The sequence below is a fragment of the Methylocella sp. genome (genome assembly GCA_037200525.1).
In the GTDB taxonomy this organism is placed as follows: Bacteria; Pseudomonadota; Alphaproteobacteria; order Rhizobiales; family Beijerinckiaceae; genus Methylocapsa.
In genome coordinates this window covers 4,113,865-4,134,144 of the sequence record JBBCGG010000001.1, presented here as the reverse complement: position 1 = coordinate 4,134,144, position 20,280 = coordinate 4,113,865, and the positions used below count along the sequence as shown (strand labels likewise).

The window sequence follows — 20,280 nt, the reverse complement described above, 5'->3', positions numbered from 1 at the left end:
CTGAGGCTTCGATGCCGCTGCTCACCTTTGAAATCATTCGCTTCGGCGAGGCTCCGGTCCTTGCGGATATCGCGTCCCTGGCCGACGAGCGCTTTGTGTGGCGGCATGTTGAGGGGCTGGCCCTTCGCACCAAAGACCGCAATCACGCCCTCATCCGGGTCAAAAACTCCGAAGGCCAAATAGTCGTGCTCGCTGGCGTTGCTATTGCGTTGGCTTCAATTCGAAACTGCGGTCGCGCGGATACTCAACTAGAAAGCGATATTGAGACGCTTGGCGATCTCGACCAGGCGCCGCGTTCATACGAAGCGCACTGACAGCGGATCGCTTGCAGAGTGATTGTCTCTCGTGCGGCCACGCGCGCCAAATCCATCAACGCAGGATTGCAATCTTTCTGGGTTCGCGCGCGTGCGTCCGCGAAATCCTCAAGCGGTTGCAAAAATGGCGGCTGAGGCTTTGCCTTCGCTTTGAAGCGATTATTTCTGGTCGAGGAGGCCATCGAAATCATGGCCGCCGCTGGGCTTGAGGGGGAGCCGCTTGGCGAAAACCACCGCGTCCATAGGCAGCGGCGCATAAAGGTGAGGAAACAGCGCTCCGCCGCGCGCGGGCTCGAAGCGCAAGTTCTCGCCGAGCCGTTTTGGGTCAACCGCAATGAGCAGCAAATTAGCGTGACCGCTGAAATATTTCTCGGCGGTCTCTTCAGCTTGCGCGGCTGTCGAGAAATGGATGAACCCATCCTCAAGATCGACCGGAGCGCCGTCGAACCGTCCCTTGTCCTCAGCTTGTCGCCACAGAGCGGCGGGAGCAATTTTATAGATCAGATCCATGATGAAACCTTCGCTGGCTTGAGCGCGCGCCGCGCCGACCTATTTTTGGGCCAGAAAATCGGCATGTTTGCGAATAAGATCGCCGGCCAGCGCGTCGGCGATCAATTTCCGCGTCTCGTCTATCCCGTAGAGGGCAACGAATGAGCCAAAGCGCGGGCCGCGGCTCTCGCCGAGCAGCACGGCGTACAGCATATTGAACCAGTCGTTCGAGACGCCTGGCCGCTCCGGCGTCGCCGTTTTGGACTTGAGGTCCTGATAACGCGGGATCGGGCGGCCGACATCGTAAAGGGCCGATTGGACGGCCTCAGCGCTGGCGTCCTTGGGAAGAGCGGCGAGCGCGTCGGCGAGTTTGCCGAGAGCCTCGCGTTCGACGTCATCGGGCGCGCGATAGATTTTCGCCGGCCGCACGAAATCGCGGAAATAGCGCACCGCATAGGAGACGAGCTTGTCCAGCGTTGGGTGGTTAGCGGCGGACACATCCGGAGAATAGCGGCGCAGAAAGGCCCAGAGGACCTGAGGGTCCTCGCTGTTGGCGACAGCGGCGAGATTGAGCAGCATGCCGAATGTAATCGCCGTGCGATGCTCGCTGCTCCCCAGCAGTTCGGGAGCGGGCGGTTCGCCCGAGTGAATGTGCCAGACGGGATTGCCGAGACGCTCCTTCAACGGCTGCTTCGGGTAGGCCTCGAGGAAGCTCAGATATTCGTCTGCGGCGCGAGGAATCACATCGAAAAAGAGACGCTTGGCGGCCGTCGGCTTTTGATACATGAAAAGCGACAGGCTCTCCTGGCTGGCGTAGGCGAGCCATTCATCGATCGTCAGGCCGTTGCCCTTCGACTTCGAGATTTTCTGGCCTTTGTCGTCGAGGAACAATTCGTAATTGAAACCTTCGGGCGGGCGGCCGCCGAGCGCGAGGCAGATCCTGCTGGAGAGCTTGACCGACTCGATCAAGTCCTTGCCCGCCATTTCGTAATCGATGCCGAGCGCAAACCAGCGCATCGCCCAATCGGCCTTCCACTGACATTTTACGCGGCCGCCGGTGACTTCCGTTTCGACTTTTTCATTGGTTTCCGGGTCGATGTAGACGATCGTCCCCCGCGCTAGATTGCGCTCGACCATCGGCACCTGGAGAACTTTGCCGCTGCGCGGGCTGATCGGAAGGAACGGAGAATAAGTCGCGCGGCGGTCAGGTCCTAAGGTCGGGAGGATGATATCCATGACGGGGTCATAGGCCGCCAGCATCCGCAGCAGCGTTTCGTCAAATCGGCCGGACGCATAATAGTCCGTCGAGCTCGCAAACTCGTAATCGAATCCGAAGCGGTCGAGGAAAGCGCGGAGCCTCGCATTATTCGCCGCTCCAAAGGAAGGGTATTCGTTCGAGAACGGATCCGGGACGCGGGTGAGCGGCATGCCGATGTAGGTGGCGAGCATCTCCTTGTTCGGCACGTTGTCCGGCACCTTGCGCAGCGCGTCCATATCGTCGGAAAAGGCCAGGAGACGGGTCTTGATCTTATCTTCGGTCAGGACCCGGAAGGCATGGCGGACCATGGATGTGCGCGCGACCTCGCCGAAGGTTCCAATATGCGGCAGGCCGGACGGACCATAGCCGGTTTCGAAAATAACTTCGGTCTGGCCGGATGCGGCGACTCTCTGCGCGAGCTTGCGGGCTTCCTCAAAGGGCCAAGCTTGGGCCTGCTGCGCGCCTTGCCAAAGCGATGCAGGCTCTACGGGCGCGATGGTCCGCGACGGAGGATCAAAATCGGCGCCGGCAGGCATTTGCGTATCCTTGAAGGAGCGGAGGTTGCGCCGATCAATCGATCAAGGCGAGTTTGTTCCGCTTTGCTGCCAGATTGGAAGCCATCCGGCAAGCGCGATGCGTATTTTGCGCACGCAAAGACCGCGCGTCGTAAGCGCGCTCTAACCCAAGAAGCGCGAAGTCTAAGGTCTTAGTGCGGCCCGAGCTTCGCCCAGATTCGTTTTTTCACGGCGTAGAGAAGTCCCGCGAAGATGGCGAGATAGATCAGCACGGCGAAACCGAGGCTTTTGCGGTCCTCAAGTTTAGGCTCGGCCGCCCACATCAGAAAGGCCGAGATGTCCTTGGCGTATTGAGGGACAGTTTTGGGCGAGCCATCGGTATAATTGACGAGGCCGTCGCTCAGGGGAGACGGCATTGCGATGTGGTGGCCTGGGAAGAACTCGTTCCAGTTCGAATCATCGGCTTTCGTGTAACCGTTCAGAAGAGCGTAAATATAATCGACGCCTTGCTCCTGATATTGCGTGAAGGCGTCGAGCACGAAGAGCGGAAATCCGCGTCTGAAGTCGCGCGCCTTGGCGAGCAGCGACATATCCGGCGGCGCTGCGCCGAGAGCGGCGCTGGCGGCCTCAGGGTTTGGGAAGGGCGAAGGAAAATAGTCCGAGGGCCGGCCAGGCCGCTCGAACATTTCGCCGGCCTGGTTGGGACCGTCCTTGACTTTGAAGGTGGCGGCCAGCGCCTTGACCTGCGCTTCCGAAAAAGCCGGGCCGCTGGATTCAGCCAAATCGCGGAAGGCGACAAGCTTCATCGAATGACAATTGGCGCAGACTTGGCGATAGACCTGATAGCCGCGCTGCAACTGAGGCCGATTAAATTTACCAAAGGGACCAGCGAAGCTCCAGTTCTGCAGCTCCGGCTTCGGCGCTTCGGTCATGCCTCCGGACGCCTGCTCCTCAGCGGCGAAGGCGCGCGTCCCGCTAAAGGTTAATGCAAAGGCCAAGACGCCGACGACTGCAGCTCCAGCGCTCGCGGCGAACATACTGCGAAGCCTCATGAGTTCGTTCCTTTTGGACATCAGCCGTCGCGATTTTGGGTTCTAAGGGCTTGCCTGCGCCGCATCGGTTTTGGTCGGCGCTCCAAGCACTGCGTCAGCGATGGAGGCGGGCAATGGCCGCGTCCTCTCGAAATGGCTGAGCAGAGGCAGGATCACCAGAAAATGGATGAAATAATAGGCCGTCAAGAAGCGACCGGCGATTATATAGCCGCCTTCGGGAGGCTGCGAGCCGATATAGCCAAGCAAGATCGCGCAGGCGACGAAGATCCAGAAAAAGATCTTGAAGATCGGACGATAGGTCGCCGATTTGACGCGCGACGTATCGAGCCAGGGCAGGAAGGCGATGATGGCCACCGCGGCGAACATCGCGGCGGCGCCGCCGAGTTTGGATGGGATCGACCGCAGGATCGCGTAGAAGGGCAGATAATACCACTCAGGCACGATGTGGGCCGGCGTCTTTAACGGGTTCGCCTCGATGTAATTGTCGGCGTGGCCGAGATAGTTCGGGATGTAGAACGCGAACCAGCCGAAAAAGATGAGGAAGCAAACCAGCGCGAAACTATCCTTGATGGTGAAATAGGGATGGAAGGGCAGGGTGTCCTTTTCGCTCTTTGGCTCAACTCCGGTCGGATTGTTCGAGCCTGGAACATGCAAGGCCCAAACATGCAGCATGACCACGCCAAGGATCATGAAAGGCAGCAGATAGTGCAGCGAGAAGAAGCGGTTGAGAGTGGCGTTGTCGACCGCATAGCCGCCCCAAAGCCATGTGGTGATCGCCTTTCCGATGAGGGGGATCGCCGAAAACAGGCTGGTGATGACCGTCGCGCCCCAAAAGCTCATCTGACCCCACGGCAGCACATAGCCCATGAAGGCGGTGGCTATGGCCAGGAAGTAGATGATAAAGCCGAGCAGCCACAATACTTCGCGCGGCGCCTTATAGGACCCGTAATACATGCCGCGAAGAATATGAATGAACATGGCGATGAAGAACATCGAGGCGCCGTTGGCGTGCGCATAACGGAGCAGCCAACCGAAGTTGACGTCCCGCATGATGTGCTCAACTGAGTTGAACGCCAGATTTGCGTTTGGCGTATAATGCATCGCGAGCACGACGCCGGTGACGATCTGCGCGACCAGCATGAAGGACAAAATGCCGCCGAAGGTCCACCAATAGTTCAGATTGCGTGGGTTTGGAAAAACCACAAACGAGGAGTGGATCAGTCCAAAGATAGGCAAACGGCTTTCCAGCCATTTTGCGGCCGGGCTTTTGGGGACGTAGGTCGATTGTCCGCTCATGCTCTCGTCTCTGCCTTATGTGCGTCGAGTGGGACCTCGGAAGGGGCTTTAGGACGTGATCTCTAGGAGGCGTTCGATTCATCAAACGCGCATGAAAAACCAGCGCGGGAGGGGCCTAGCCTATGCTAATTTTGGTGTCGCTGAGGAATTTATAGGGAGGGAGAGCCAGATTGCTTGGCGCCGGCCCTTGCCGGATGCGGCCGGACGGATCGTAGACGGATCCGTGGCAGGGGCAGAAGAATCCGTGGTAAGGGCCTTCGTTGCCTAGAGGAACGCAGCCAAGGTGCGTGCAGATGCCGATGACGACGAGCCATTCCGGCTTTTCCACTCGCGATTGATCGGTGGCTGGATCCTTGAGCTCATCTAAGGGAACCGCGCGAACCGCTGCGATCTCTTCTGGAGTTCGGTGCGATATGAAGACGGGCTTGCCGCGCCATTTTACGGTCAGGATCTGACCGACTGCTATGCCGCTGATGTCGACCTCGACATTGGCCGCCGCCAATGTCGTCGCGTCGGGGCTCATCTGACTGATGAGCGGCCAGATCGCGGCTGCAGCTCCGACGCCGCCGACGGCGCTGGTCGCTATATAAAGGAAATCCCTCCGCGTCGGTTCGTCCACCGCCGTGCTAACTGACATGGCATCCTCGAACTGCGGGCGTTCTTCGAATTGGAACACCTCTCACGCTAGGGCTTAATCAAGCGCCGTAAAAGAATCAATATCTGAGGTCTAGGCTCAGGACCTATTAAATTTGCCTGAGATGTGATTCCTGGTCTCCGCATGGGGAGGCTGGGATGAGTGATTTGTTTTTGTTGGGCGAGCGGCAGATGGCGCGGCTTGCGCCGCATTTTCCTCTGTCGCATGGCGTTCCGCGGGTTGACGACCGTCGGGTGGTCAGCGGAATCGTCTATGTGATCCGCAACGGCCTGCAATGGAAAGATGCGCCCAAGGATTACGGGCCGCACAAGACGCTTTACAATCGCTTCATCCGCTGGAGCCGGCTCGGCGTCTTCGACCGCATATTCGCCGCGCTCGCTGGCGAAGGTCCAAAGCCCGAGCGCATCATGATCGACGCCACGCATCTGAAGGCGCATCGCACAGCGGCGAGCCTGCTCAAAAAGGGGCTCTTCCCCGCCGTATCGGGCGCACGAAAGGCGGACTGAACTCGAAGCTCCACGTCGTTTGCGACGGCGCCGGCAAGCCCCTCGTCATGTTGCTCTCGGAGGGCCAGATGAGCGACCACAAGGGCGCGCGGCTGATGCTCAAGGCTTTACCGCCCGCTTCAATGTTGATCGCCGACAGGGGCTACGACAGCAACTGGTTCCGCGCCGCGCTGAAGGCCAGGGGCGTCGAGCCCTGCATCCCGCCAACCAGAAGCCGCAAGCTTCCCATTGCCTATGACAAGACGCTCTACCGCCAGCGTCACAAAATCGAGAACATGTTCGCCAAGCTCAAGGACTGGCGGCGCATCGCAACCCGCTATGATCGATGCGCCCACACCTTCTTCTCCGCCATCTGCATCGCAGCCGCCGTCCTCTTCTATCTCAATCAATGAGTCCTGAGCCTAGGTGTGGCCCTTCGTCGCCATCTTTTTTTTGAAATATTGGACGACGTCGCCTTTTCGGCTATGGCGGACCTCGCTCTGTCTTGTTCAAACCGCCGTCGCAGGATTTTTTTCCGATGAAATCGCGCCCCAGCAATGTCGCTTGATTCTCCCGCGCAATTGACGCTCGCGCTTTACCAACCCGACATACCGCAAAATACCGGGACGATTCTGCGCATGTGCGCTTGCCTCGGCTTTGACGCCGCGATTATCGAACCGGCCGGCTTTCCGGTCAGCGACAGGCATTTTCGCCGCGCCGGACTGGATTATCTCGACCATGTGGAGATCGCCCGGCATTCATCCTGGAGCGCTTTCGACGCTTGGCGGCGCGCCGCCGGATCGCGCCTCATCCTGCTCTCGACCAAAGCCAGCCTCGCCTACACGGACTTTCGCTTTGAACCGGGAGATATATTGCTGCTTGGCCGCGAATCGACTGGGGTCCCGGATGAAGTCCATGAAAACGTCGACGCCCGCATTCTGATCCCGCTGCAAAACTCGATGCGCGCGCTCAACGTCGCCGTCGCGGCGGCCATGGTTGCGGGCGAGGCTGTGCGGCAGATGCGCCTCCTTTGAACGCCGCCGCAACCCTCGGGCTCGCGTAAAAATGAATCAGCGAGGGGACGCGAATCCGTCGGCCGCTCATTGATTTAATTCAGTTAATGACTATTGACTGAATCCTGTCGAGGCGACGAAACGTCATTTGGCGACGCTGGATTTTTCGAAGGTCTATGGAAATGGCCGATACTCATATTCGCGATCGCCGCAAAAAAGAGACGCGCGCCTGGTTTGAGGGGCTGCAGCAGAAGATCATCGCCACCTTTGAGCTCTTGGAGCGGGACGCCCCTGGCCCTTTTGCCCACCCGGAAATGGCCCCCGGCAAGTTTGAGATGAAGCCTTGGCGCCGCGCGGAAGAGATTGATGGCGGGGGCGGCCTCATGGCGACCCTTCACGGCCGCGTCTTCGAGAAGATGTGCGTTCATACGTCGACCGTTTTCGGCGTTTTTACGCCGGAGTTTGCGAAACAAATCCCAGGCGCTGCGGCCGATCCACATTTCTGGGCCTCCGGCGTCTCGCTGATCGCCCACCCGTGGAATCCCAATGTCCCGGCCGTCCATATGAACACCCGCTTCGTCGAGACCAGCAAAGCTTGGTTCGGCGGCGGCGCGGATCTGACCCCGCTGCTCGATCGGCGCAGGTTGCAAACGGATCCCGACTCGCGAGATTTCCACGCCGCGATGGAGTGCGCCTGCACTGAGGGAAAGCCCGTCGCCGATTATGCGAAATTCAAGCAGTGGTGCGACGATTACTTTTATCTAAAACACCGCGACGAGTCGCGAGGGATAGGCGGAATTTTCTACGATTACCTCGATTGTCCGGTCAGCGAGGAAGATGCGTTCGTCGCCAGTTTTGCGTTCACCCGCGCAGTGGGAGCGAGTTTCATCGACATTTATCCAAAGCTTGTGCGCCGCAATTATAATCTCGCTTGGACGCCGGAAGATCGAAAAGAACAATTGATCCGACGCGGCCGTTACGTCGAATTCAATCTAATATATGATCGGGGCACGATTTTCGGGTTGAAGACCGGCGGCAATGTAGAGGCGATTCTGTCATCCTTGCCTCCGCTCGTCGAATGGCCCTGAACTCGCGCGGCGGTTGTCACGCCAGCGACACGAGACGATCCTAAGGCATCGAGAGCCTGGCGTCGTATTGCGCCGATTTGGAGCCCGCGCGCTAAACGTGCGACGAGACCGAAAACCAAAAGAGGGACCATGACTGAATCCAGCAGCCAGACGATAAAATTCGAGCCCGGCGACATCGTTCAACTGAAGTCTTTCGGACCGGCCATGACGGTCATCGCCACGGAAGCCGACGGCGTGCGTGTCCTTTGGTACGCCGAGTCGAATGACGAAGTGAGGACGCAGGTCATTCCCGCGATCGCGCTTGAGAAAATTACCGTTCTCGACGACGACGGCGAGGGTGAAGACGACGATGATGACGACGAAGACGATGATCACAAAGGCCGGAAGCATCGCGGCAAGAAGAAGCGCCAAGACGAGAATTGACGCTAACGGCTGCCCCGCTTGATCCGCCGCGGCCCTTCCCGGGAAGCGTAGGCGTCGCCTGAGAAATATCGTTCACCTTAGGGCGAAAGTCGCGGCGTATCGCGCGGAAACCTCGACGGCCCCGAGGCGAACCTGCGCAAGTTCCGGCGCAAAGCATCGGGGCTCGGGTTTGATCGCGACGCCAAGCGGCGTCCGATGAACGCAAAAATCCTTCAAATGGCTTGAAATCCCAACGCCGAAGGCTTTGAGGACGGCTTCCTTGCAGGTCCAGATCTCGTAGAAGGCCGTTAGCTGCGCGTCGCCCTCGAGCGTTGCGAGGAAGCGGTGCTCCTGTTCACAGAAGAAATGCCGCGCCAGCGCCAATTCGTCGATATTTTCGCGCATCAGCTCGATGTCGACGCCGATCGGACGTTCCGCCGAGATCCCAATCAGCGCGAACGATCCGGAATGCGACACGTTGAATTGGAGGTCGGGCCGATCAGCGAGAAAGGGCTTTCCGTATGGCCCGACCGAAAACGCGAGTTTTTCGGGCGGAGCGCTCACGGCTTGCCCGAGCAAATGACGCAGGGCGGCTCTCGCCAGAATAAATCTCGTGCGGTCCCCCCCGCGAACGAATCGATCGGCGCGGGCCATCTCTTCGGCCGAAAGCGGATTTGATCCCTCGCGAGGAAGCAAGGCTTGGTCGGCGACGTCGATGACCCAGAGGTTTGCCGCATCGCCTAAAATCTCGATCCGTCGCAATGGAAACCCTTCTCAAGCCCTTTGGCTTCCGCCTCATTCCGCATCGCAGGCGACGCCAGTGTCCGTCAAGCCGCATCGCGCTCAGGCGGGCTTAGCCTTGCGCAGCCCCTTCAAACGATGTTCCAAACTCGGGGGAGTGTTGTAGGACCATGAATTTTATAATAAATCGAGCGGGCTGATGCCCCCAAGGAGTTTCGAGCATCTCAATGGACGGGCGTCAATCCAATTTAACGACGGTTTTCGGCGCGCTTGTGCGGCCGTTGCTTTCCCATCTCGATCCCGAGACGGCGCATGGCATGACGATCAAGGCGCTGGCGCATCTGCCGCTGTCTTCCGGCTGGGCTGACGATCCGCGCCTCGCCGTTCGCGCTTTCGGCCTTGATTTTCCGAACCCGCTTGGGCTAGCGGCCGGTTTCGATAAGAATGGCGAGGTTGTCGACGCCATTTTGCGGCTTGGCTTCGGCTTTACCGAAGTCGGCACCATCACGCCGCTGCCGCAGCCCGGAAATCCGCGCCCGCGCCTTTTTCGGCTTCCGCATGACCAGGCGGTGATTAATCGGTTTGGCTTCAATAGCCAAGGTCACGTTGTTGTCGCCGCGCGGCTGGCGGCTCGGTCCGCAAGGGCCGGTTTGGTCGGCGTCAATATCGGCGCCAACAAGGACTCGCCCGATCGCTCCGGCGATTATGTCAGGGGAGTCGCCGCTTTCGCCGATGTCGCGGATTATTTCACCATCAATGTTTCGTCGCCGAACACGCCGGGCCTGCGCGATCTGCAGCAATTCGATGCGCTTGACGATCTGCTCGCCCGCGTCATCGCCGCGCGCGACGCGGCGATGACGAAATCTGGCCGCAAGCCCGTGCTTTTGAAGATCGCCCCCGATCTTTCGCTTGAGGCGCTCGACGCCATCGTCGCTTGCGCCCGCGCCCGCGCCATCGATGGCCTGATCATTTCCAATACGACGCTGTCGCGGCCGCCGACGCTTCAAGACGCGGCGGTGGCTAGGCAGCAGGGGGGACTTTCGGGGCGTCCGCTGTTCACGCTTTCGACGCAGATGCTGGCCGCCGCATATCTGCGCGTCGAGAATCAGTTTCCGCTGATCGGGGTCGGCGGCGTCGACAGCGCCGCGCGCGCTCTCGCCAAAATCGAAGCCGGGGCGAGCCTCGTGCAATTCTATTCAGCGCTGGCGTTCAAAGGCCCTCTGCTGCCACGGGCGACCAAGCGCGGCCTCATCGAGCTTTTGGAGCGGAAATCCTATGCCCGACTCGCCGACGCGATCGGTCGAGGCGCGCAAGATTGGGCCGCCGGAAGGATCGCCGCCGAAGATTTCTGACGGGCTGGGCCTAGGGCGCATTGCGCATGTTGAGCAGCCGCAGCGCCAGCCAGATCGGAACGACGATCGCGGCTCCGACGAGAACATAATCCGCGACCTCGCGGATAGCGTCGAAACCGAGCGCCCAGATGCGGTCGAAGAGTTGCGTAATCCCGCGAAATACATCGATGGGCCTGATGTCGAGCCACATGAACAAGGCGCCGACGATCAATGAAACGAAAAACAGGCGCAGAAAGACGCTTCCGGGAGAACCGCCGAGAAAACGGGTCAGGGCGCTTTCATTATGCGCCAATTGCGGAGCGGCCGGTCCGCGCTGCTCCCTTGTCCACCCGGGGGGCGCCTCGGGCGCCGAACGCTGATTGTCGCTCATGCAAAACCTCTGGACTTTTGGAGGGACATTACATCTTGACGCATAGTTCTTCGCGCCAGTCTACATCGAGGACGCATTCGATCGCTAGGCTCAGGACCTATTAAATTTGCCTGAGATGTGATTCCTGGTCTCCGCATGGGGAGGCTGGGATGAGTGATTTGTTTTTGTTGGGCGAGCGGCAGATGGCGCGGCTTGCGCCGCATTTTCCTCTGTCGCATGGCGTTCCGCGGGTTGACGACCGTCGGGTGGTCAGCGGAATCGTCTATGTGATCCGCAACGGCCTGCAATGGAAAGATGCGCCCAAGGATTACGGGCCGCACAAGACGCTTTACAATCGCTTCATCCGCTGGAGCCGGCTCGGCGTCTTCGACCGCATATTCGCCGCGCTCGCTGGCGAAGGTCCAAAGCCCGAGCGCATCATGATCGACGCCACGCATCTGAAGGCGCATCGCACAGCGGCGAGCCTGCTCAAAAAGGGGCTCTTCCCCGCCGTATCGGGCGCACGAAAGGCGGACTGAACTCGAAGCTCCACGTCGTTTGCGACGGCGCCGGCAAGCCCCTCGTCATGTTGCTCTCGGAGGGCCAGATGAGCGACCACAAGGGCGCGCGGCTGATGCTCAAGGCTTTACCGCCCGCTTCAATGTTGATCGCCGACAGGGGCTACGACAGCAACTGGTTCCGCGCCGCGCTGAAGGCCAGGGGCGTCGAGCCCTGCATCCCGCCAACCAGAAGCCGCAAGCTTCCCATTGCCTATGACAAGACGCTCTACCGCCAGCGTCACAAAATCGAGAACATGTTCGCCAAGCTCAAGGACTGGCGGCGCATCGCAACCCGCTATGATCGATGCGCCCACACCTTCTTCTCCGCCATCTGCATCGCAGCCGCCGTCCTCTTCTATCTCAATCAATGAGTCCTGAGCCTAGGGTTGCGTCCGCCAGACATATCGGCGTGAAAGCTGCATGAATAACAGAATCTGCCTCCTCTTACCGGCTCGCCAGCTTGGCGTTATGCATCTATCCTATCAAGCGGCGGCGAGACTGCGCCCTAAAGCCAGGTTTCGTCTTAGGCTAAAATGTTTTAGAGCCTGTTGTGCGAACCGCGCGGCTCAAGCCAATGCGGCGCTTGAGCCAAGGCGGAGCAAATCCGGATCGATGCGGGCGCTGATCGAAACAGGTCGAGCGGCGCCGTCGTTCGATGCCCAAACTAGGATGAGATATGGACCGCATTCTCGTGCTCGTGCGTCATGGTCAAAGCGAATGGAATCTGAAAAACCTGTTCACTGGCTGGAAGGATCCGGGTCTAACTCAAAAAGGCGTTGAAGAGGCGAAAGCCGCTGGGCGCGTTCTGAAGGCGAAAGGCCTTGGCTTTGACCGCGCCTTCACCTCCGATCTGGTGCGGGCGCAACATACTTTGAAATTGCTGCTGGCTGAATTTGGCGCCTCGGACGTGCCGACTGAGCGGAATTTCGCTCTGAACGAGCGCGATTATGGCGAGCTGAGCGGCCTCAATAAAGATGACGCGCGCGCGAAATGGGGCGATGAGCAAGTCCATATTTGGCGTCGATCTTACGATATTCAGCCGCCCGGCGGCGAAAGCTTGAGAGACACCGTGGCGCGGGTGCTTCCTTATTATTGCCAGACCATTCTGCCGGCGGTCCTCGCCGGAGAGCGCGTCGTCGTCGTCGCGCACGGCAATTCGCTGCGCTCCCTTGCTATGGTGCTCGACGAATTGACGCCGCAGACGATTCCCTCAATGGAGCTGGCGACCGGCGTTCCGATGGTCTATCGGCTAAAACCCGATTCGAGGGTGGAGAGCAAAGAGATTTTGACGCCCTAGAGCTTAGCTCGGATCAAAGCAGGTTGAAGCGAGCGGGTAGGGGAGCCATATCGCCAAGAATGATGGATGATTTGTTCGGCGTTCCTGGCGCCGCTGAGCCGGTGTTTTTGGCGCCGGGGCTGATCTTTGCGCAAGGCTATTTTGACGCGGCGCGACAGCAGGCGCTGGCTGCGGAGGTCGCCGCGCTCGCCGCGCGCGCGCCCTGGTATATGCCGCGCATGCCGCGCACTGGCCATCCCTTCTCGGTCAAAATGACCAATTGCGGGCCGCTAGGCTGGGTCTCAGACGTCGATGGCTATCGTTATCAGCCGCTGCATCCTGTAACGGGGGAGCCTTGGCCGCCGATCCCCGCTTTAGCGTTGCAAGCCTGGCGGGAATTGTCCGCTTATCCGCACCCGCCGCAAGCGTGCCTCGTGAATTTCTACAACTCGTCGGCGCGCATGGGTCTCCACCAGGACAGCGGCGAGGGGGATTTTTCGGCGCCCGTCGTCTCGATCTCGCTCGGCGATTCATGCGTGTTTCGCTACGGCGGATTGAAGCGCGGCGATCCGACCAAAAGTCTGAAGCTCCATTCGGGCGATGTTATCGTGCTCGGCGGCGCATCGCGGCTTGCATTTCACGGCGTCGATCGAATTTTGGCCGGGACATCGCAGCTGCTGCCGGGTGGAGGACGAGTCAATTTAACGCTGCGGGGAGTCTCCCAGCCGAAGCCTTGATCGACTTTGAGATTTTGATTGTAGCAATCCCGCCAACATCAGCCCATCGCCAGGAGGCATCATGAAAATCTCCCTGATCCAGATGAATTCGATCAGCGACAAGGCCGCAAATATTCGCGCCGCGACGCAATTGATCGAACAGGCCGTTGCGGAGGAGCGGCCGGACTGGATCAGCCTGCCCGAATGCTTCGATTTCCTCGGCGACGATCGCGCGGCCAAATTCGCGGCGGCGGAAGCCTTTCCGGGTGGGCCGGCCTATGCCGCGATGCAGTCGCTCGCCAAAAAGCACGGAGTGTTCATTCACGCCGGCTCAATCCTCGAGAAGGCCGAGGGCGGAGAGCGCATTCACAACACCACAGTGGCTTTCGATCGCGGCGGCGGCGAAATCGCGCGGTACCGCAAGATCCATATGTTCGACATCACGGCGCCGGACGGAATGCAGTATCGCGAAAGCGCATCCTTCGCGCCGGGCGACGCCATCGTTACCTATCCTTGCGAGGATATGATTGTCGGCTGTTCGATTTGCTATGATTTGCGGTTCCCTGACCTGTTTCAAAGGCTGGTCGCCGAAGGCGCGCAGATGATCGCTCTGCCCGCAGCCTTCACCCTGCAAACCGGCAAGGATCATTGGGAGGCGCTGTGCCGCGCGCGCGCGATCGAGACGCAGACTTATTTCTGCGCCGCGGCGCAGACGGGAGCTCATGTCGCCGGCAATGAAACGCGCCAGACCTATGGTCATTCGCTCATCGTCGACCCATGGGGCCACGTCATCGCAAAGGCGTCGGATGGCGTCGGCGTCGTCTCGGCGCGGATCGATCTCGCGCGCGTCAACAAAGTGCGCGGACAAATCCCCGTCGCGCAGCATAAAGTCCGCTTTGCTCCTCAATGAGAGTTGCAGCTGCGCCAAAATCCTTTAACGCGATGGCCGAACGGATCATAATGCCAGCCATTGCCGCTAATGCATTTCGCGTTGGGGAAATAATATTGGCGGATGACGGTAACAGCATATCCTGTTCTGGGTTGCATCCTGCCTTCGGACCGCATCCTGACGCAGCGCCGGTAAGGGCCAAAAACGTAAAAGCCCCATCGATTGTAATGCCAGCCGTACTCGTGGGCGCAACGCTTCAGGACAGGATTGTATCCGCCCGCCACGGTGGTTTCAAAGGCCGATCCCGACGTCGTAGCGTCCAGCCATAAGGCGCAACTCGAAACAACAATTAGCGCACAGAATTGCAGTCGACGCATAAAGTTTTCCCTGAAGGCAGCAAGAGCATTAGAAATACATTCTGAATTGTTGTGCTTGATAGGGTGATGCGGGGCACAAAAACAAGCATGGCGCGAGTCGATTGGGCCCGCGCGACGATTATCTCGCCGCTTGGTTTTTGGACGATGATTCTCATGGCCTTCGTCGTCCTCGTCGCACCGGCGCACGCGGATATGGTTTGGCGCCGCGGCGCGCTCGCCGATCCTGGCTCGCTCGATCCGCATAAGGCGACGACTTTAGCCGAGAGCAATGTCCTCGCGGAATTGTTCGAGGGACTCCTCAGCCGGAACGCTCGCGGCGAACTCGTTCCGGGAGTCGCCGAAAGCTGGAGCGCCAACAAGGACGCAACTGTCTATACGTTTCAATTTCGCCGCGACGCGAAATGGTCGAATGGCGATAGGGTTACGCCCGATGATTTCGTCTTCGCTTTTCGGCGCTTGCTCGCGCCTGCGACAGGGGCGCCCTACGCTAACCTGTTTTATACGCTGAAAAACGCCGAAAAGGTCAATAAGCGCCAGGCGCCGCCGGAGGCTTTGGGCGTCCGCGCAGTGGGCGATGCGACGCTCGAAATCGCGCTCGAACAGCCGACGCCCTATATCCTTGATGAGCTTGCTCTGCCCGGCGCCAGGCCGCTGCATCGCAAGTCGGTCGAGGCTTTTGGCTCGGATTTCGTGCACCCGGCGCATATGGTGACGAACGGACCCTTCATGCTGAAGGAATTCACTCCGAACGACCGCATCGTCCTCGTCAAGAACCCGTTCTATGGCGATGCGGCGCAGGTGGCTCTCGACGCTGAAATCTTCATCTCGCTGGAAGATCGCTCAGCGGCGCTGCGCAGATTCATGGCCGGCGAGATCGACTCTTATGACGAAGCGCCGATCGAGCAGATCGCCTTCGTGCGCAAGCATTTGGGCTCGGCGCTGCGGGTATCGCCCAGTCTCGGCGGCTATTATTACGCCTTCGATGTGCGCCGGAAACCCTTCGACGACCCAAAAATTCGTCGGGCTTTGTCGATGGCGGTCGACCGCGAGTTTTTGGCCAATCGCATCTGGGGTGGGGCGATGGCGCCGAGCTACGGTTTCGTTCCGCCCGGCATCGCCGGCTATGGCGCGCCCTCGGAGGTCGCCTGGAAGGGAATGAGCCTTATCGAGCGTGAAGATGAGGCGAAGCGCTTGCTGACTGAAGCGGGCTTTGGCCAAGGCGGCGCGAAGCTCGAGGTCGAAATACGCTTCAACGAATCGGGCAACAATCGAGCGACGGCTGTCGCGATCGCCGACATGTGGAAAACGCTTGGCGTCGAAACTCGCCTTATGAGCACGGACGCCGCCACGCATTATGCGTTTTTGCGGGAGAAAACGCCCTTCGACGTCGCGCGAACGACTTGGTACGCCGACTATCCCGATGCGCAGAATTTTCTATTCTTGGCGGAGAGCGACAACAAAGGCCTGAATGTTCCAAGCTTCGCCAACGCCGATTATGACGCGTTGATGCGTTCGGCCGCGGCGGAGAGGGAGCCGGAACGGCGCTCGGCTATTTTTTGCATGAGGCGGAGGCGTTGCTTCTCAAGGAGCAGCCCTACCTTGTGCTGATGACTTATCTCTCGAGCAATCTCGTGTCGCCGAAACTGCGCGGATGGGAGCCCAACCCGCTCGATATCCATCCGGGCCGCTATATCTCGGTCGATGCGTCACCGATTTTGGCCGGGCACCCATAGAATATCGCCTTCGCCTTTGCGATTCACATAGCGCGCCGCGACGAACAGGAAATCGGATAGGCGGTTGACATATTTGAGCGCCGGTTCGCCGATTCCTTCCCCTGGGGTGCGGCTCAGGGAGACAAGGCGCCGCTCAGCCCGGCGGGTGATCGTGCGGGCGAGATGCAGGGCGGCGGCCGCCGGCGATCCGCCGGGCAGCACGAAAGACAGCAAAGGGGTAAGCTCCGCATTCAATTCATCGATCTTGCGTTCGAGCCGATCGACTTGCGCCTGGACGATGCGCAGCGCCTCGTAATCTCGCTTTTGCCCTGTTTCCGGCATGCAAAGGTCGGCGCCGAGATCGAACAGATCGTTTTGGATGCAAAGCAGCATGGCGTCGACCCTCGCGCACTGCGGATCGGTCGAGGTCGAAACGCGCGCGAGACCGATGGCGCAATTGGCTTCGTCGATGCTGCCGTAGGCTTCTATGCGAAGATCGTTCTTTGGGCGGCGCTCGCCGGTTCCGAGCGCGGTTAAGCCTGCGTCTCCGGTGCGAGTGTAAATGCGGTTCAAAACGACCATGGTTTTCCCATCAAGCTTATGCTGCGCATTCACATGTGACACTCTGCCGCATTAGTCAACTGCGAAACCATAGAACGCCGATGATGACGATGATGGCGACGAACTGCAAACCAACGCGCCAGCGCATGAGTTTCTGCGACACATTGGGGCTGCCCCCGCGCATCATATTGACGAAACCCATGAGGAGGACGACGAAGACCGCGCCTATGGCGACGGCGACGAGAAGATTGCCTAAGGCGTGCATGTCGAAGCTTCCCTGGATCGAGTTGGGAAAGGCTGAAGCGTCATTTGGAAAATTGCAGGCTTTTCGGATTGGATCGGAAGCTAACGCATCCCCGCTCCAAATCGAATCGATGAGGCGATTGTCTTTTCGTCTCGCCTCATGATGCTATCCGAAAACCCGCAACTTTTCAGCGTCAGGTTCTAATAGCGCCGCAGCAGACGCTCGAGATAATCGATCTCGTCGCGAGAACGCGAGGGTTCCCCAAGGCGACGGCGCAATTCCTCGAGCACGCGCTGAGCGCGCTGCGCCGCCGGAACCCCCAGCGGATCGTAACGGGCGCTCGGGTTGAACCCGCGATCGCCTCCGGTCGGACGGCCAAGCGGATCGGCGCCGCCTTCGCCGAACTGGCCTTTGGCGCCTTGACCGCCATCGCCCTCTCCTTGCCCCTCGCCTTCTCCCTCCTGGTCGGAAGGCTCGCCCTGGCCTTTGCCTTGCATGGATTCAGCGAGCTTTTGGGCGCCCTCGCGCATCGCGTCTATGGCGCGTCCTTGCGCGTCCACCGCTTGATCATTGCCGCGCGATCCCTGTTCCAGCGCCTTTTCCGCCTCGCCCATCGCCTTTTTTGCATCATCAAGGCCGGGTTCGCCTTGTCCGGCTTGGTCGAGGCGTTTCTGAAGCTTATCAAGGCGATCGCGGAGGGCTTGCTGGCGCTTTTGCAGATTGGCCTGGTTGGCCTGGTCCTGGCCTTTCGGGCTGGCGTCGCCAGCTCTGCTGTCTTGATCCTGATCTTGATCTTCGTCGTCGGGCGAGTCGCCGAGGCTCGGGTCTTCTTGCTGTCCCATCTGGCCGCGTTGCTGGCGCTTGCCGGCGTCGGCGCTCTGATGGGTCTCGTCGCGCAGGTCCTGCTGCTCCTGGCTCATCTGGCCCAATTCATTAATGGCGTGGGCCATTTCGCGCGCCCTGGGGTCGACTTTGCGCGGCCGCGCCATTTTCAGATTTTCGAGGATATTCTGCAGTTGATCGAGCATCTTTTGCGCATCGGTCGTGTCTCCCGAGCGCGCCATGTCCTGCATCTTGTCGAGCATGGCTTGCAGATCTTTCGGACTGACCGACCGGCTGTTCCCTTTTTCTGCGCCGGGGTCGCTTTGACCCATGTTTTCCTGCTGCTTTTCAGCGAACTCGCGCAGGAATTTATCCATCACCGCGCGTAGATCGTCGCTGAGCTTCTTGATTTCGTCCGGCGGCGCATTGCGCTGCAAGGCTTCTCGCAATTTCTGTTGGGCGGCGCGCAGATCGCGTTCGGTTTCAGATAGATCGCCATTTTCGATCCGAAGAGCCATCGCCCAAAGATAGTCGGCGACTTCGACCAAATCGCTGTCCTTGGCCGCGGACGAAAGCCTTTCCGACGCCGCCTTCAACCCAAGGTAGACGCCGGCGCTGACGCCGAACGCATCCGGCGCAATCATCAGAGCTTCGAGCGCGGTCGCGACGCGCCCCTTATTGTCTGGTTCAAGCACAAGGTTGCGTCTTTGCTCGACGAGCGCGCGGGCGAGCGGCTTGATGAAAGGCTTTTGCGGCAGCGTCACCACCAAAGATTCGCTTTTGCCCGCATTGCCGCCGTCATCGCGGGCGATCAATGTCATCTCAACGCGTGCGCCAGCCCAGGGATGGTCAGAGAGATCGATGGTCGTTTCGGCCTCCCCGGAAAGATCGCCCGGCGGCGGCAGCAGGAGCGGCGCGTGCGGCGCATGGACGAGAGGGCGCTTGGCCGGCCTGCCGCTGGCCGTCGCCGGATTGGCGAAGGTCGCTTCGGCGCTGGTCGCGCCGTAATCGTCGGTGATCTTATATCTCAGCGCGAGCGTGCCGCGCGCATTGGCTTTCGGCGCGTCCGTCAACGCGATCATGGGCGGCGTATCGGGGGTCGCGGCGATTTCGAATGCGCCAAGAGAGCCGACCGTCAGCTTGGCGTTGCCCCGCAGGACAAGGCGCGTTTCGTTGTCGCTGTCGGTTTTGGGCGCCGCCGGCTTGTTCGCCGCCGCGGCGGAGCCATCCGGCTTTTCTTTGGCGGCATCTTCCAAGGCCCCTTCGGCCTCGAAGCTTGCTTTGCCCCCGGAGGTGCGAATGATGACGATCGAGCCCGTCGGTGCCTCGATTTTTTGCGGCGCGCCGGAGTTTGCGCCATGAAGACCGAGGACGATCGGCGCCCGGCCCGTGTAGGCAGGCGGATCGATCCAGGCGTCGACCCGCTGTTCTTGGCGCCCGAGCCCCGCGAAGGGCCAGTCGAAAGCCGCCGCGACGCGGGCGTATTTTTCGGGACCGGCGATGAAAGCCGTCGCGACTAGTCCAACGAGAACGATGGCGCGGAAGGCGTAGCGATCGAGGTCGACGAGGCGCGGCGAGGGGGCGCCAGCGCGGAGCAAGGCGATCGACTGTTCGGCGCGACGCCGGTGCAGGTTCCACAGGGCGCGCGTCGCCGGGTCGTCGCCGGGGTTTCCGAGCCGGTCTTCGAGCACCGCCGCCGGGCGCTGGCGCAAACCCGAGACGCGATCGATTCTCGCCAGAGCGTCGGCGCGCGTCGGTAGGGAGAAGCGGCGAAGCGGCAGCAGGCTATAGATGAGGCCGAGCGCCAGAGCGCCAACGCCAAGGATGCGCGTCCAATGTGGCGCTTCGAGCCAGAGCCCGGTCCATGAGACGCAAAGGAAAAACCCGATAACCACCAGCGCCGGGGCCAAAAGCCGCCACATCCGCTCGAATAAGAGGACCGCGCGCGCCTGCGAAATAAGCCTTTCGAGGCGCGGATTTCGGGCCGTCTCCGCAGGCTGAAGCGCCGCGTCGCGGGGTTCGCGGGAGGAGTTTTGCCCTGAAGGCGTTGAGGAGCGACCCAGTCTCAGCAAACCGATCTCCGGAAGCGCGATCGGCATGATCCGACGCATCCC

The 20,280-nt window shown here is 60.1% G+C and carries 21 protein-coding genes and 2 pseudogenes; 13 read left to right on the top strand and 10 right to left on the bottom strand.

Annotated elements, in window-relative coordinates:
* Nucleotides 1-11: 11 nt before the first annotated feature.
* Nucleotides 12-314 carry a hypothetical protein gene (locus WDN46_20285; protein MEJ0095654.1) on the top strand — a complete coding sequence of 101 codons (303 nt, stop codon included), beginning with the start codon at nt 12-14 and terminating at the stop codon, nt 312-314.
* Between the two features lie 159 nt (nt 315-473).
* Here the strand turns inward: WDN46_20285 and WDN46_20280 are convergent, their stop codons facing one another.
* The 5 genes from WDN46_20280 to petA form a co-directional block, all read right to left on the bottom strand.
* Nucleotides 474-824: a DUF952 domain-containing protein gene (locus tag WDN46_20280; protein ID MEJ0095653.1), complete on the bottom strand. Its 351-nt coding sequence runs from the start codon at nt 822-824 to the stop codon at nt 474-476.
* A gap of 39 nt (nt 825-863) precedes the next feature.
* Nucleotides 864-2,597 (bottom strand): lysine--tRNA ligase, encoded by a 1,734-nt coding sequence (locus tag WDN46_20275; GenBank protein ID MEJ0095652.1) that lies wholly within the window; start codon nt 2,595-2,597, stop codon nt 864-866.
* 170 nt (nt 2,598-2,767) lie between these two features.
* Nucleotides 2,768-3,628, bottom strand: a complete 861-nt coding sequence (locus WDN46_20270; protein MEJ0095651.1) for a cytochrome c1 — start codon at nt 3,626-3,628, stop codon at nt 2,768-2,770.
* Between the two features lie 42 nt (nt 3,629-3,670).
* A complete protein-coding gene (locus WDN46_20265) occupies nt 3,671-4,924 on the bottom strand; it encodes a cytochrome b/b6 (protein ID MEJ0095650.1) in 1,254 nt (417 codons plus the stop codon).
* A 115-nt stretch (nt 4,925-5,039) separates the two neighbouring features.
* Nucleotides 5,040-5,561, bottom strand: coding sequence for a ubiquinol-cytochrome c reductase iron-sulfur subunit (petA, locus tag WDN46_20260; GenBank protein MEJ0095649.1), 522 nt, complete (start codon nt 5,559-5,561; stop codon nt 5,040-5,042).
* A 155-nt stretch (nt 5,562-5,716) separates the two neighbouring features.
* On the opposite strand from petA, the pseudogene WDN46_20255 reads away from it, so the two are divergent.
* The 5 genes and pseudogenes from WDN46_20255 (at nt 5,717) to WDN46_20235 (ending at nt 8,588) form a co-directional block, all read left to right on the top strand.
* Nucleotides 5,717-5,887: pseudogene (locus WDN46_20255) on the top strand (transposase).
* Nucleotides 5,854-6,477: an IS5 family transposase gene (locus WDN46_20250; protein ID MEJ0095648.1), complete on the top strand. Its 624-nt coding sequence runs from the start codon at nt 5,854-5,856 to the stop codon at nt 6,475-6,477. Before WDN46_20255 ends, WDN46_20250 begins: the two are co-directional and overlap by 34 nt.
* Nucleotides 6,478-6,645: 168 nt before the next feature.
* Entirely contained in the window at nt 6,646-7,098 is a 453-nt protein-coding gene (locus tag WDN46_20245) for a TrmH family RNA methyltransferase (protein MEJ0095647.1), read from the top strand.
* Nucleotides 7,099-7,259: 161 nt separating this feature from the next.
* The gene (hemF, locus tag WDN46_20240) at nt 7,260-8,165 is read left to right on the top strand and encodes an oxygen-dependent coproporphyrinogen oxidase (protein ID MEJ0095646.1); all 906 of its coding nucleotides are present in this window, start codon (nt 7,260-7,262) and stop codon (nt 8,163-8,165) included.
* A gap of 129 nt (nt 8,166-8,294) precedes the next feature.
* Complete coding sequence (locus WDN46_20235) at nt 8,295-8,588, top strand: DUF2158 domain-containing protein (protein MEJ0095645.1); 294 nt, start codon at nt 8,295-8,297, stop codon at nt 8,586-8,588.
* A gap of 72 nt (nt 8,589-8,660) precedes the next feature.
* Here the strand turns inward: WDN46_20235 and WDN46_20230 are convergent, their stop codons facing one another.
* Complete coding sequence (locus tag WDN46_20230) at nt 8,661-9,329, bottom strand: 4'-phosphopantetheinyl transferase superfamily protein (protein MEJ0095644.1); 669 nt, start codon at nt 9,327-9,329, stop codon at nt 8,661-8,663.
* 206 nt (nt 9,330-9,535) lie between these two features.
* Between WDN46_20230 and WDN46_20225 the strand changes: the two genes are divergently transcribed.
* Entirely contained in the window at nt 9,536-10,660 is a 1,125-nt protein-coding gene (locus WDN46_20225; protein ID MEJ0095643.1) for a quinone-dependent dihydroorotate dehydrogenase, read from the top strand.
* A gap of 10 nt (nt 10,661-10,670) precedes the next feature.
* Here WDN46_20225 and WDN46_20220 read toward each other — a convergent pair whose 3' ends face one another.
* Nucleotides 10,671-11,030: a DUF6460 domain-containing protein gene (locus WDN46_20220; protein ID MEJ0095642.1), complete on the bottom strand. Its 360-nt coding sequence runs from the start codon at nt 11,028-11,030 to the stop codon at nt 10,671-10,673.
* A gap of 149 nt (nt 11,031-11,179) precedes the next feature.
* Here WDN46_20220 and WDN46_20215 point away from each other — a divergent pair.
* From WDN46_20215 to WDN46_20190, 6 genes and pseudogenes are all read left to right on the top strand, one after another.
* Nucleotides 11,180-11,350, top strand: a pseudogene (locus WDN46_20215) (transposase).
* The gene (locus WDN46_20210; protein MEJ0095641.1) at nt 11,317-11,940 is read left to right on the top strand and encodes an IS5 family transposase; all 624 of its coding nucleotides are present in this window, start codon (nt 11,317-11,319) and stop codon (nt 11,938-11,940) included. Before WDN46_20215 ends, WDN46_20210 begins: the two are co-directional and overlap by 34 nt.
* Nucleotides 11,941-12,245: 305 nt before the next feature.
* Nucleotides 12,246-12,866, top strand: a complete 621-nt coding sequence (locus WDN46_20205; GenBank protein ID MEJ0095640.1) for a 2,3-bisphosphoglycerate-dependent phosphoglycerate mutase — start codon at nt 12,246-12,248, stop codon at nt 12,864-12,866.
* Between the two features lie 59 nt (nt 12,867-12,925).
* Entirely contained in the window at nt 12,926-13,582 is a 657-nt protein-coding gene (locus WDN46_20200; GenBank protein MEJ0095639.1) for an alpha-ketoglutarate-dependent dioxygenase AlkB, read from the top strand.
* Between the two features lie 61 nt (nt 13,583-13,643).
* Nucleotides 13,644-14,471 carry a carbon-nitrogen hydrolase family protein gene (locus WDN46_20195; GenBank protein MEJ0095638.1) on the top strand — a complete coding sequence of 276 codons (828 nt, stop codon included), beginning with the start codon at nt 13,644-13,646 and terminating at the stop codon, nt 14,469-14,471.
* Nucleotides 14,472-14,971: 500 nt separating this feature from the next.
* Complete coding sequence (locus WDN46_20190) at nt 14,972-16,435, top strand: peptide ABC transporter substrate-binding protein (protein ID MEJ0095637.1); 1,464 nt, start codon at nt 14,972-14,974, stop codon at nt 16,433-16,435.
* Nucleotides 16,436-16,533: 98 nt separating this feature from the next.
* On the opposite strand, the gene WDN46_20185 is transcribed toward WDN46_20190, so the two are convergent.
* From WDN46_20185 to WDN46_20175, 3 genes are all read right to left on the bottom strand, one after another.
* The gene (locus WDN46_20185) at nt 16,534-17,121 is read right to left on the bottom strand and encodes a cob(I)yrinic acid a,c-diamide adenosyltransferase (protein ID MEJ0095636.1); all 588 of its coding nucleotides are present in this window, start codon (nt 17,119-17,121) and stop codon (nt 16,534-16,536) included.
* Nucleotides 17,122-17,176: 55 nt separating this feature from the next.
* Complete coding sequence (locus tag WDN46_20180) at nt 17,177-17,365, bottom strand: twin transmembrane helix small protein (protein ID MEJ0095635.1); 189 nt, start codon at nt 17,363-17,365, stop codon at nt 17,177-17,179.
* Nucleotides 17,366-17,544: 179 nt separating this feature from the next.
* Nucleotides 17,545-20,265 (bottom strand): TIGR02302 family protein, encoded by a 2,721-nt coding sequence (locus WDN46_20175; protein MEJ0095634.1) that lies wholly within the window; start codon nt 20,263-20,265, stop codon nt 17,545-17,547.
* Nucleotides 20,266-20,280 lie beyond the last annotated feature (15 nt).